The 12,698-nt window shown below is 59.3% G+C and carries 11 protein-coding genes; 2 read left to right on the top strand and 9 right to left on the bottom strand.

Features of this window, described 5'->3' with window-relative positions; genetic code table 11:
• Nucleotides 1-16: 16 nt before the first annotated feature.
• On the bottom strand, nt 17-706 hold the full coding sequence (gene fhuF / locus PSH65_RS14680; protein ID WP_305426718.1) for a siderophore-iron reductase FhuF: 690 nt from the start codon (nt 704-706) through the stop codon (nt 17-19).
• Between the two features lie 199 nt (nt 707-905).
• Here fhuF and PSH65_RS14675 point away from each other — a divergent pair, with 199 nt between their 5' ends.
• Nucleotides 906-2,609, top strand: coding sequence for an ABC transporter ATP-binding protein/permease (locus PSH65_RS14675; protein WP_305426717.1), 1,704 nt, complete (start codon nt 906-908; stop codon nt 2,607-2,609).
• A 55-nt stretch (nt 2,610-2,664) separates the two neighbouring features.
• Here PSH65_RS14675 and PSH65_RS14670 read toward each other — a convergent pair whose 3' ends face one another.
• From PSH65_RS14670 to PSH65_RS14650, 5 genes are all read right to left on the bottom strand, one after another.
• The gene (locus tag PSH65_RS14670) at nt 2,665-4,275 is read right to left on the bottom strand and encodes a gamma-glutamyltransferase family protein (RefSeq protein ID WP_305426716.1); all 1,611 of its coding nucleotides are present in this window, start codon (nt 4,273-4,275) and stop codon (nt 2,665-2,667) included.
• 83 nt (nt 4,276-4,358) lie between these two features.
• Nucleotides 4,359-5,138 (bottom strand): amino acid ABC transporter ATP-binding protein, encoded by a 780-nt coding sequence (locus tag PSH65_RS14665; protein ID WP_305426715.1) that lies wholly within the window; start codon nt 5,136-5,138, stop codon nt 4,359-4,361.
• 2 nt (nt 5,139-5,140) lie between these two features.
• On the bottom strand, nt 5,141-5,914 hold the full coding sequence (locus PSH65_RS14660; protein ID WP_305426714.1) for an amino acid ABC transporter permease: 774 nt from the start codon (nt 5,912-5,914) through the stop codon (nt 5,141-5,143).
• Nucleotides 5,915-5,926: 12 nt separating this feature from the next.
• Nucleotides 5,927-6,733, bottom strand: a complete 807-nt coding sequence (locus tag PSH65_RS14655) for an ABC transporter substrate-binding protein (protein WP_305426713.1) — start codon at nt 6,731-6,733, stop codon at nt 5,927-5,929.
• A gap of 72 nt (nt 6,734-6,805) precedes the next feature.
• On the bottom strand, nt 6,806-7,474 hold the full coding sequence (locus tag PSH65_RS14650; protein WP_305426712.1) for a GntR family transcriptional regulator: 669 nt from the start codon (nt 7,472-7,474) through the stop codon (nt 6,806-6,808).
• Nucleotides 7,475-7,851: 377 nt separating this feature from the next.
• Between PSH65_RS14650 and PSH65_RS14645 the strand changes: the two genes are divergently transcribed.
• A complete protein-coding gene (locus tag PSH65_RS14645) occupies nt 7,852-8,463 on the top strand; it encodes a TetR/AcrR family transcriptional regulator (protein ID WP_305426711.1) in 612 nt (203 codons plus the stop codon).
• A gap of 157 nt (nt 8,464-8,620) precedes the next feature.
• On the opposite strand, the gene PSH65_RS14640 is transcribed toward PSH65_RS14645, so the two are convergent.
• The 3 genes from PSH65_RS14640 to PSH65_RS14630 form a co-directional block, all read right to left on the bottom strand.
• On the bottom strand, nt 8,621-9,724 hold the full coding sequence (locus tag PSH65_RS14640) for a polyamine ABC transporter substrate-binding protein (RefSeq protein WP_305426710.1): 1,104 nt from the start codon (nt 9,722-9,724) through the stop codon (nt 8,621-8,623).
• A 39-nt stretch (nt 9,725-9,763) separates the two neighbouring features.
• Nucleotides 9,764-11,101 carry a hypothetical protein gene (locus PSH65_RS14635; protein ID WP_305426709.1) on the bottom strand — a complete coding sequence of 446 codons (1,338 nt, stop codon included), beginning with the start codon at nt 11,099-11,101 and terminating at the stop codon, nt 9,764-9,766.
• Between the two features lie 117 nt (nt 11,102-11,218).
• A complete protein-coding gene (locus tag PSH65_RS14630) occupies nt 11,219-12,481 on the bottom strand; it encodes a serine hydrolase (RefSeq protein ID WP_305426708.1) in 1,263 nt (420 codons plus the stop codon).
• Between the last annotated feature and the right edge of the window lie 217 nt (nt 12,482-12,698).

The raw sequence follows: 12,698 nt of genomic DNA, 5'->3' as shown, positions 1-12,698 counted from the left end.
CCCGGACGGGCGCTCTTCAGTTGTCCTGATAGATGTAGTGCAGGTAGCTCACCTGCTCTGCAACAGGCAGGCGATGCAACTTGGGGCATGACTCGCAGAGCACTGGCGGCTCGCCTTCGACCGGCTCGTGCAACTGATAATGCAAACAGCAATGCCGACGCAATGGCAGACAGGCACAAATCTGCGGCGCAGGTGACTCGACCATGCGCTGCAGCCCCCTTAACTTCAGGCGCCCGTCATTCACCGTGGCCTGTTCCAGCCACTGGTGCGCCTCGGCGAATCCGTCTCTGGACAAGTCGGCATTCATTCTCGTGAAGGCACCATCCCAAATGGCTACAAGGTTGCCCCACAATATTTTCGGCGCCAGGCCACCGGCGGCGGCCAGGGTGATGAAAAGCGGGGCCAGGTGCTCATGGATCAACCGCGACCAGTAGGCTGCACGATCTTCGGGGGCCAGGATTGGGGGGCCGGCGGTCAAGCTCAGCGCCACAGGTTCACCGTCATCGTGCAACACCACCGCCTCCTTGCCCCAGAAGTCGATCGCACAATGGCGCGTGAGCACACAGGCCAGGGCGGCCGGCAGGACGATGCTCATGTAGTTCATCGACCACTGCGAAACCACGGCTGCGCGGTTCACCCCCGGATAACGCAGGGCGAACCGGGTCAGCAACGGTTGCAGCACGGCAGGGTCGGCAAGCTGGTTCAACGCTATGGAAGGCTGATCACCAGGTTCATGCCGGATGACCCGTTGTATCGGCGGCCAAGCCTGGTTCAGCCATTCTGGAAATTCGATAACGGGTCTCCCGTGGCTTTCCCTAATTAATGCAAACGATTAGCATTGGCCGATCCTATCCTCCCTCCCCTGCAAACTCAACGTCGCTAGCGACCGGGCTCATCAAGACCACATGCACACACTCCGCAATTTCTGGCGCCTCGCGCGGCCTTTCTGGGCATCCGAGGAGAAGTACCCGGCTCTGTTGCTGCTGTTGGCCACCGTGCTCATGACCCTGTGCCTGGTGGGGATCAACATCCTCACCAACTTCTGGAACCTGCATTTCTATAACGCCTTGCAGGCCATGGATTACGCCGGTTTTCTGCTGGGCAGCCTGCAGTTCATCCTGCTGCAAATCGGCATGGCGGCCTTTACCGTGGGCGCGTTTCATTTCCAGCAGAAGCTGACGATACGCTGGCGTCGTTGGGCCACCCGGAACATGCTCGATCAATGGCTGGACAGCCAGCGCTACCAGAAGCTGAAACTGACCGAGACCGACGTCGATAACCCCGATCAGCGGATCGCCGAGGACATCGACCTTTTTATCGTCAAGTCGCTCAAGTTGAGCCTGGGGCTGTTGACGTCGGTGGTGTCGCTGTTTTCCTTTCTGCACATTCTCTGGCAGGCCTCCAGCCTCGTCAGCGTGCCGTTCAACGGTCAGTCGCTGGTCATCCCGGGGCTGTTGGTGTGGGTGGCTCTGGTGTACGCGATAGTGGGCACCGGCGTCGCGTTCTGGCTCGGGCGCGCGCTGCCCAGCCTCAATTTCATGCAACAGCGGCGCGAAGCGGATTTGCGCTTCTCGCTCATCCGCCTGCGGGAGAACGCCGACTCGATCGCCCAATACCGGGGCGAAGCCCTGGAGAACGCACGTTTGAACCAACGCCTGGGCGCAGCCCTGGAAAACTTCTGGGCGCTGGTGAAAAAACAGAAGCTGATCATGGGCTACTCGACCTTCTACTTGAACAGCGCTACGGTCATTCCCATGTTCATCATGGCGCCGCAGTTCTTCGCGGGCGCCTTTCCCCTCGGTCGCCTGACCCAGATAAGCGCCGCCTTCGGAGAAGTGCATGCGGCCATCGCCTATCTGGTGAGCGTATTTCCAGAGCTGTCGGAGTGGAAATCGGTGATCGACCGCTTGATCGGTTTCCAGGACCGACTGGATAACGTCGAGGTCAAGTCGAAGATCAGGCTCGAGCAGCAGGACAGCGGCCTCGATATCAAGGATCTGGACATCTGGCTGCCGAACGGCCGGCGCTTGTTCAAAGGCTTCAACCTTTCACTCAAGCCCGGCGACAGCCTTCTGATCAGCGCGCCGTCCGGCTATGGCAAATCGACACTGATTCGGACGATCACAGGGCTTTGGCATCATGCTTCTGGCTCCACCTGTTATGACCGTGAGCGTGCGCTGACACTCTCGCAAAAACCTTATCTGCCGCTGGGCAGCCTGCGCGAGGCGCTCTGGTATCCCAATCCTCCCCAACGCGAAGAAGATGCCGCTCTGAGCCTGGCCATGCAGCAAGTCGGCCTGCACCACTTGAGCGATCAATTGGATGAGGAACGGGACTGGTCGCAGACCCTCAGCGTCGGCGAACTGCAACGCTGTGCGTTCGTCCGGGCACTGCTGGCCCGCCCCACGGTCCTGTTCCTCGACGAGAGCAGTTCGGCACTGGATTCAGCCAACGAGGCACGCTGCTATCAAATGCTTAAACAGACGCTACCGGAAACGATCCTGATCAGCGTCGGACATAATGCTTCGCTTGAGCGCTTCCATTGGCACGTCCTGGAACTGCAAAGCGAGGCGCAGTGGGTGCATCGAAAAGTGAAGCAACCTGTATAAGATCGCGCGGACTTCGGATGCCGAGTGACAGAAACGGCATCTACCACCGGAAGTGCTACCACACAGCAATATGGGAATCGGCCCGCGGCTCAGTGCCGCCGCACAGCACCCCGGTGTCCGGGTCACGGATGATGATTTGCCCTCGGCCATAGTCGGTCAGGTCACAATCCACCTGAACCTTGTGTCCGCGCCGTGCCAGCGACGCAGCCAAATCTCGTGACGCCCCCTGCTCGATACCGACCTTCATATCCCCCAGCCATTGCCAACGAGGAGCATCCAGCGCGGCTTGGGGGTTGAGGCCGAAATCCACAAGATTCATGACCATCTGCACATGGCCTTGGGGTTGCATGTAGCCACCCATGACGCCGAACGGTCCGACCGGCGCATCATCTTTACTGAGGAAACCGGGGATGATGGTGTGGAAGGTTTTTTTGCCCGGTGCCAGGCAGTTGGCGTGATCAGGGTCGAGACTGAATTCCTGCCCGCGGTTCTGCAAGGCGATGCTGCTGTCAGGCAGCACCACGCCGGAACCGAAGCCGTGGTAGTTGCTCTGGATGAAAGACACCATATTGCCCTCCGCATCCGCCGTGGCCAGATACACCGTACCGCTGGTGTGGGGGGCGCCGGGCTTGGGTGCCTGAGCCTGATCAACGATCTGTTCACGGCGCTGACTACTGTAGGCATCGCTGAGAAGATCAGCCACCGCCACACGCATGTGCAGCGGATCGGTGATGTAATGCAGGCCGTCACTGTAGGCCAGCTTCATGGCTTCCAACTGACGGTGCCAGGTCTGCTGGCTGTCTCGGTGATCGAAGTCGAAGCCCTGAAGGATTTTCAGGGTCATCAGGGCCACCAGTCCTTGCCCGCTTGGGGGGATTTCCCACACATCGTAGCCACGATAGTTGATGCTGATCGGCTCCACCCACTGCGCGCGGTAGTCTTGCAGGTCGCTGGCTCGCAGGTAGCCGCCGGTGGCGCGGGAATGGGCATCCAGACGCTGCGCCAGATCACCGCGATAGAGGCTCTCGCAAGTGCTGTCCGCCAACTCTTCCAGCGTTCGGGCTTGCGCCGGGTTACGGAATAACTCACCGGCCTTAGGCGCACGACCATCGATCAGGAACGTATCGAACCAGGCATCGAGCACCGGGTCTCGATGGGGGCTGAATTCATCCAGAGCAGTCTGCCATTGACGCGCGACCACCGGTGACACTGGGAAGCCCTCCCGAGCCAGGCTGATGGCGGGCTGCAACAACTCGGCAAAGGGCAGCTTGCCGAAACGCTTGGACAACTCGGCCCAGGCCGACGGGCAACCGGGGACCGTTACCGGAGTCCAGCCGTAGAGTGGCATCTGCTCGTGACCGCCAGCCTTGACTGCATCGATAGTCAGCGCTGTCGGCGCTTGGCCGTTGCCGTTCAACCCGTGTAATTGGCCCTTGCTCCAGACCAGGGCAAAGGCGTCGCCGCCCAAGCCACAGCCGGTGGGTTCAACCACAGTAAGCGCTGCCGCCGTAGCAATCGCGGCATCAATGGCATTGCCACCCTTGCGCATGATCTCAATGCCAGCTTCGGCAGCCAGCGGCTGGGAAGCCGCGACCATGCCACGGCGGGCAAACACGCTCTGACGTTGCGACGGATAAGGATATTCATGGGCAGAGAATTTCAACATGGCAAAAGCTCTTCCAGACAAAGATTCATTAGGCGGATGTAAACCGGTTCCATTCCCGGGCGATAAAAGGCTCGACTCAAAGGTCACAGCACGCGGCTGAGAAAGGCCTGGGTTCGCGGGTGTATCGGTCGGCTGAATATCTGCTCCGGCGGCCCCTGCTCGATCAGTTCGCCCTGATCGAGGACCACCACGCGGTCCGCGACTTCTCGGGCAAAACCCATTTCATGGGTGACCACCACCATGGTCATGCCGTCATCGGCCAACTGCTTCATCACCTGCAGCACCTCGCCAACGGTTTCCGGGTCCAGGGCGCTGGTGGGCTCGTCGAACAGCATGGCTTGAGGTTTCATCGCCAGCGCCCGGGCAATTGCCACGCGCTGCTGCTGTCCACCGGACAACATCGACGGGTAATGCATGGCCTTGTCCGCCAGACCGACCCGGGCGAGCAACGCCCGGGCCTGTTCCAAGGCTTCAGCGCGAGGCACACCCAGCACCTGGATCGGTGCCTCAATGATGTTTTCCAGCGCAGTCATGTGGGGGAACAGATTGAAACGTTGAAAGACCATGCCGATGTCCCGCCGCTGCCGAGCGATGTTGCGCTCGGAGTCGCGCACCAGGCTGCCGTCGGCGCGCTCGCGATAACCCATGGCACGGCCGTTGACGCGAATGCGCCCGCCCTGAATGTCCTCCAGCAGATTGATGCAGCGAATAAAGGTGGTCTTGCCCGAACCCGAGGCACCGATCAACACCACCACTTCACCGCGCCGCACCTGTAAGGAAATCCCCTTGAGAATCTTCAGGTCGCCGAAGGACTTGTGAATGTCCAGCGCCTCGATGATCAGCTCTTCACTTTTGTGCGCCATGCTTAACGCCCTCTCAGCAATTTCAGCGTGCTGCGGCCGAACATGCGGCTGCCAGCCGCCGGCGGTACGGGTCGATCGGACTGTCCGAAACGCGCTTCCAACCAACGCTGGAAGAAGCCCCAAAGGGTGGTCAGCAGCAGGAAATAAATCGCCACCACCAGATACAGTTCAAATACCCGGAATGTCGCCGACGTGACCATTTGCGTACTCAGCAGCAACTCCTGCACGCCAATCACACTGACCAGCGTCGTGTTCTTGAGCATCACGTTGAACTCGTTGCCCAACGGCGGAACGATGACCCGGAACGCCTGAGGCAGAACGATTCGCCGCATCAGTTTGGCGAACGTCATGCCCAGGGAGCGCCCGGCCTCGTACTGACCCTTGTCCACGGCGCCGATCCCGGCACGGATGATCTCGGCCATGTAGGCGCCTTCGTTTAAGCCCAAGGCGATGATCGCTGCCTGGATATTGCCTGGCACCACCAGACCAACTAGCTCCACGTCTTCGAAGCGGAAGATCCCGCCGGCTGCCAATGCGGTGTAGAGAAAGACGATCTGCACCAACAGCGGCGTGCCGCGCATCAGCCACACATAAAACCGTACCGGCAGGTTGAGCAGCGGGTTGCGCGACAGACGCATCAGCGCCGCCGCCAGCCCCAACACACAGCCCAACGCCATCGCCAGCACACTGATCAGACAGGTCAGCCAGAGTCCGGTGAGGTACACCCCGCTGGGCTGCAACAGGTATTGCCAGAACACATCCCAATTGAAATTCATGGAGCGTGAGCCTCAGTCGAGTGTGTCGCTGGAAACATGCCATTTGCTCAGCAACTGCACGTAACTGCCGTCGCTGCGCATGTCACTGATGATCTGTTGTACCGCTGCGGTGAGCTGCGGATCATCCTTGCGAATTCCCAGACCGGTGAGAATCCGGCTGAAGGCCGGCACCCCTTCCTCGAACAGATCGGGCGCCATGGCTGCGTAGTAACCGGCGGTTTCCACGGTGGTGCCGTAGGCGTCTACCTGACTGATGCGCAGCGCCTGAAAGGCGTCGGTGTCGCTGTTGTAGACCACCAGTTTCATCGGTGTCTTGCCAGCCTTGGTGAGCTTTTCGTTCTCGGCGTCCAGCAAGGTTTTGATCGTGGAGCCATTGAGCACGGCCACCTTGTGCCCGGACAGTCCATCCAGGGTTTTGATGCCCTTGGGATTGCCTTTGGGGACGACCACTGACTGGCTGGAATACATGTAATTGACGATGTCGATCACCTCCCGCCGCTCGGGCTTGTCGAACAGCTGATCAACAATCATGTCGCACTGCTGGGCGAGCAATGCCGGCAGCAACCCGGAGAAAGGAATGACCCGCCACTGCACCGATTTGTCTCCCAGGCGCTTGGCGATTTCCAGCCCCAGATCGACCGTCAGCCCCCTGGGTTTTTGCGCCTCATCGAAAGACACCAAGGGCGGTGAATCCATGCCCGAGCAGTACGTGAGTTTTTCGGCTTTTTGCAGTCGCTCCGGCACTTGGGGCGCGGCAACCGCCCATTGTGTACAGAGTCCGAGGGATACAGCGGCAAGTAACAAACGGCGTTTATGCATGACCAGACACTCCAGTGGTTTAGTAACGGGGCAGTACTCAAAGTCAAAACACGGCCGGGCTCGAGCCCGATTCTATTTTTCCGATTGCAGAAACTGGATCAACGCCGGCACCGTGCCTTCGATGTGCTGACGCACCACCGCCTCGGCCCGGTCGGCATCGCCCGAGCGAATGGCGTCGAGGATCACCACGTGTTCCTGGCGAGCGCTCAAGGGTTTTTCGCTGTGTTGCAGCCACAGGCGCATCGGCGCCTCGATCAACGAATACAGGGCCGAGATCTGTTTCATCAGCCGAGGCCGACCGCTGAGGCTGCACAGATATTCATGGAAAGCCCGATGAAGTCGGACCCACTCGGCGCTTTCGTCACGGTAGTCATCCATCTCGTCCAGCATGCGTTCCAGCGCTGCCAGCTGACGCTCACCGATCTTGCCCACGGCAACTCGGATCGCCAGGCCTTCGAGGGCACTGCGCATTTCGAAAACTTCGTGTAGCTCCTCGAAATCCAGGCCGCTGACAATGGCCCCACGGTTAGGCCTCAAGGTCACCAGGCCTTGGGCATCGAGACGGCGAAAGGCTTCGCGCACCGGCATGCGGCTCATGCCGATCTCGCTGGCAATGTCCTCAGCGATCAGCCGGTCGCCTTTGCGGTAACGGCCACCGCAGATCGCTTCCAGCAGAAAGTTGTAAGCCTCCTCCTCGGCAGTCAGGGGCTGACGTTCAACATAGGTAGGAGCGAATTGCATGGCATCACCCTTTTGCAGTTTTGTATCCAATTATCCATAAATCCAAAACAGCAGAAATCGTGCCAGGCTTCTGGCAATCAGCTCAAGTTCTTCATTGGAATGGAGTTTTTACAAAAAAACTCGATGAGTACTGGATCGGCGCGACGTTCGCTGTGTGCTACAAAATGGCTCAGCGCGCCTCAAATAGGTGAATAAAGGTATCCAGGTAACACGTCATTGCGCCGAACGCAGCTTGGGCTGACTTTCTTGGGTCCTTCGCTGTCGCGAAACTACCCACTACAGAAATTAGCGCTTTAAAAATTTTACTCGATTAAGTATTTTGCAAGGATTATTGGGCGACGTGCGCCCCCCTTTATTCATAGCGACAGGAATCTCCCGTGAGCGGACTGCGTGAACGTCAGAAAGTCGAACGACGCCAAGCCATCAGCAAGGCAGCAATCGAATTGTTTGAGCGTCAAGGTTTCCAGAACACCACCATCGAACAGATCGCCAACCAGGCTGGGGTGTCGGCGCCCACAGTGTTCAAGTACTTCGGAAACAAGCAGGAAATCATTCTGGAAATCCTGCACGACGCCGACCAGCGTGCACTCAAGGACACCCGCAGTCAGATCCCCGAGATGGAGGATCCGGTCGACGCCATGTGTTACCTGGAGCGCCTGTTGACCAGTTACGCCCTGGAAGTCATGCACCCCAGCCTCTGGCGTGAACTGCTGCCTCTGATCCTGTTTGGCGGCGACAACGAACTGCCCGAAGGCTATCGCGCGATGAACGATGCACTCAGGGCTGAAATCAGCGGTTTGCTCAGAGAACTTCAGCGGGCCGGCAAGTTGCGCGCTGATCTCAACGTCGACCTGGCCGCCTTCTTGTTGAACGACTACGCACACCTGCAGTTGTTCAGGCTGGTCAACCAGGAACAGCCGGATATCGAGTCACACTCCACTCAGGTGAGGAATATCACCGAGCTGCTCTTTTACGGTATGCGAGCCTGAGAACACACGTAGCTGCAATCACCTCGGGTGCTGGGCGGCAATGTCTTTGGCTGGACACTCAATGAACAAGATTCGCTGAAGCTGCTCGACGCTGCGTTTGATCTCGGCATCAACACACACCCGTCGGGCCCGGCATAAAAGTACCGGGCCACGATGTTCAGCGATTGGTCTTGATGCTGGTCCAGGTGCGCGTGCGGATCCGTTCCACGGCTGCCGGCATGGGCTGCAAGGCGAACAACGTTTTGCGCGCCTCCTCCGACACATACATGTTGGGGTTGTTACGAATGTTGGCATTCACCAGCGCGGTCGCGTCCTTGTTCGGGTTGGGGTAACCGATCTTGTTGCTGATCCGGGCAATCACATCCGGACGCAGGATGTAGTTGATGAACTCATGGGCCTCTTGGGTATGGGGGGCGTTGGTCGGCACCATCATCACGTCCGACCACATCGGTGCACCTTCCTTGGGCAACGCCATCTCGACCTTGACGCCCTTGCCGGCCGCATCAGCCAGTTGCTTGGCCAGCGCCACGCCACCCGACCAGCCGACGGCTACGCAAATGTCACCGTTAGCCAGGTCCATGCCGTAGCGTGAGGAGTTGAAGTAGGTGATGTGCGGGCGAATCTTCATCATCGCCGCCTGGGCCTGCGGGTAGTCCTCGCGCTTCTGGCTGTTGGGGTCGAGGCCCTTGTAGTGCAACGCGATGGGCACGATTTCGTTGGCCGCGTCGAGGAAACCGACACCGCAACTGGCGAGTTTGGCGAGATTCTCTTCCTTGAAGATCATGTCCCACGTGTTCATCTGCACATTGGCGCCCAGGACTTGCTGAACCTTGTCGACGTTGTAGCCGATCAACGTGGTGCCCCACAGATACGGTGCCGCGTAGCGGTTGCCCGTGTCACCCGCTGCTTCCAGGGTTTTCATGAACTCCGGGTCCAGGTGCTGCCAGTTCGGCAGCTGGCTGCGGTCCAGGGGCTGGACGGCACCCGCCTTGATCAGGTGGCTCAGGTTGGCGCTGCCGGGGTAGACCACATCATAGCCAGAGTTGCCGGTGAGCAATTTTGACTCCAGGGTCTCGACGCTGTCGAATACGTCGTAGATCGGACGGATGCCGGTTTCCTCCTGGAAGCTCTTGAGGATCTCCGGTGGCAGGTATTCGATCCAGTTATAGATCCGCACCGTGCGCTCTTCAGCCAGTGACACTCCCGCCGTCAGCAACGACAGAGCGACGGACAACAGGGTGTTACGTACATTCTTGTTCATGGTGAAACACTCCTACGCGGCCGCGGCGGCTCGCGACACTTAATAGCGGTAGGTGAAGTAAAGTTCGAGTGCACTGAATTTCTGGTCATCGCCGAACACCTGCTTGGCAGCGGCCAAGGGCTTGACCCAGTTATAGGAGAGCGACGTATAGAACGACGGCGTCGGGGTCCAGTCGAGGAAAACCACACTCTCGTCCGCAAAGCGCCGATCACTGACCGGCGCCCCCATGTAGTTTTTCTCGTCCAGCCAGAACTGATAGTGGATCGCGCCGAGGGTCAGCGTTTCATTGAGGTGGGTCTTGAGCGAGAACTGTTGGACGTTTTCGTTGCTGTTGAACAGCAGGTAGTTGCCGACGACATCCCCCACCAGCCAGGTGCTCCAGTCGACGAAGCCCTTGCTCAGTGACTCCCAGGCTTTCTGCCGGTTGTCGGCGAGGTTGTCGTCGCCGGAAAAACTGGCGTAGCGATAGCCGATCACCGGGGTCAGCGGCAACGTGTTGAAGGCGTAATCCGCCTGGCCATACCAGGCGTTGGCAGCGTAATCCACGCCTTCACCACTGCCCCGCTCCACAGCGTATTCGGCATTCAGGGTCAGGTCCGGCACGCCCGGTACTTTGGCCTTCAACGCACGCACGTTGTACACCTGCATCCCGTCGCGGCGTCGTGGCAGTGTACTGCCCTTGGGCCCCAGGGCATTGACCTTCATTGCCATGGCCCCCAGCGTCACCTGGTCGTCGAGGTTGTAATCCAGGTTAGCGCCGGTCATGCGGAAGTCACCCAGATCATCGTCGACTCGCAAGGTGAAGGCCTGGGTTTTCAATGCGCCATGATCCCAAGCCAGGATGGCCGAATCCTTGAAGGCGGTTCTGGGGCCAAGCCAGTAGGCGCCGTCCTTGAGCTGATCGAGGTTACCGTCCATGACGATGAAGCCGGTGCCGATCATGTAGTTCTGGCGGCCGGCAGTGAGCGTCCACTCCCCGGCCCGGAAACCGCCGTAGAGTTCTTCGGTGGCTACATCACCATCAGAGCTGCGGGTGAAGCCGCCGGCATCGCCATCGCCAAAGGTGGTCGCTGCAACCAGCGAGCCACCGGCCAACAGGCTGAAGTCTGGCTGCAGGGCGTATTCCAGCTTGACGCCGGGCTTGACGTAGAACTCCTGCCAGTCGATTTTCGTACCGCCATTCTTGCCGCTGCGCGCATCGACGCGGCCGCTGCCGAAGTTGACGTTACGGGTGGAAAGAGTCGCCCCACCGGCGGTGAGGTTGACCTCACCCTTGAGGTTGCCGTCCTCGAAGGTGTAGCCCGCCAGCGCGACTTGGGTGGTCAGGGGTAAACCGACCGCCAAGAGCGCTCGAGAGAAACGCGTCATGAAAACCATATGAAGCTCCTGTGTGATTATTGTTGTTACAGGGCAGTAAATGGCGGTGCAAAGCGCCGCCAACACCTGGCCGAGCCAGGCGAATAGGACGCAAGATTCTTGTCGTTATGGGGCGTTTCAGTGAGTCAGGTGCGCGGCGATGGCACGCAGCATGCGCACGCTGTCAGCATCGAATGGGCTGACGGCCTCGGTCAGCGATGACTGCTTGACGATCACCACGCCGGACGGCTTGTCGACGAACAGGTATTGGCCGTGAATGCCACCGGCCATGATCGCTTGGCTGTGGTCGTTGAAGACGTACCACTGGCTGCGGTAGGAAGCGCCGGGGGTCCAGTGGGAGAACTCGGTGTTTTCGGCGTAGATCGTGGGATCGGAGCCGGCGAAGAGGCGTGCGAGGGTCTCGCTCGACAGCAACTGCTGCCCATCATGGCGACCGTCGTTTGCCAGCAGCCGACCGAACCGCGCCATGTCGCGCAAGGTGGCGCTGAAACCGGCACCGGCGACACTGCGCCCCCAAGGGTCAGCCATGAAGTAGCCGTCGCGCTCACACCCCAACTGGCTCCAGATGTCTTGCAGCAACTGATCGCAGGCCTTGCCCGAGGCGCGCTCCATGACCCAGGCCAGGGCTTCGGTGGTGGCAGTCACGTAATGGAAAAAGCCGCCGTGGCTGCCGCGTTTTTTCAGCGACGGCAGGTATTGATACAGCGACTCGAACTGAGCGTATTGCGCCGGTGCCGGCTGGAAGCCACAGGCGTAGCCGTACTGCGAACTCTCGGAGTTGGGATCGTCATAGACTTCGCTGTAGTCGATGCCCACAGCCATGTCGAACAGCTGGCGCACCGTGGCATCGCCAAACGCGCTACCCAACAATTCGGGCACGTAAAACGCCGCCGGCAATTGCGGATTGAGGATGCCATCGCAGACCAACTGCTCCCCCAGGGTGCCGATCAGCGACTTGGTCACCGAGAACATGACGTGCCGGTCCTGGGGACGCTGGTCGTTGAAGTAACGCTCGAACAGCACGGCGTCGCCCTGCATCACCATAAAAGCGTCGGTGTGACTGGCCACCAGGTGATCGATGACACTGACGCTCAGACCACATTCACTGTCGAAGTGCAGTTGATCCAGCGCCTTTGGTGTTTGTGTCAGCGCACTGACTGGTCCACAACCCGCCTGCACATCAATGGAGGGCCGCAGGCGCGCCAGATTGCGGAAGCCCCACTGATTGAACGGCGGGCGCATCCAGTTGTTCCACGTGACGCGGCGTTTCGGTTCGGCCGGAAAACCCTGCATCAGCAAAGGCGTCATGCGCCCGTCGAGTGACGATTCATTAGTCTCGTTGTAAAGACTGGCCAGCAACGGCACGGTGTTCTGATTCATCGGGTTGCCCCTGAAAAATGACTCTGCGTGAGAGCAGATGCAGGGAAATAATTACCCGGTATTGTTTTTTAGTCAATAAAACTTTTAGTGAATTAAAACATCTCGACCGCTGACCACTGCGCTTTGATGCGCGTAGCCGCAGCTCTTGAAAAACGTCGGAGGATGAGCGTTTACAACTATTCGAGTAGGCCCTCGCTCCGGGGAAGCCGGTTCGAGC

The organism is Pseudomonas sp. FP603, assembly GCF_030687415.1.
Lineage (GTDB): Bacteria > Pseudomonadota > Gammaproteobacteria > Pseudomonadales > Pseudomonadaceae > Aquipseudomonas > Aquipseudomonas wuhanensis.
Note: the sequence above shows the minus strand (reverse complement) of the source record. Positions and strands in the feature narration are given on the sequence as shown.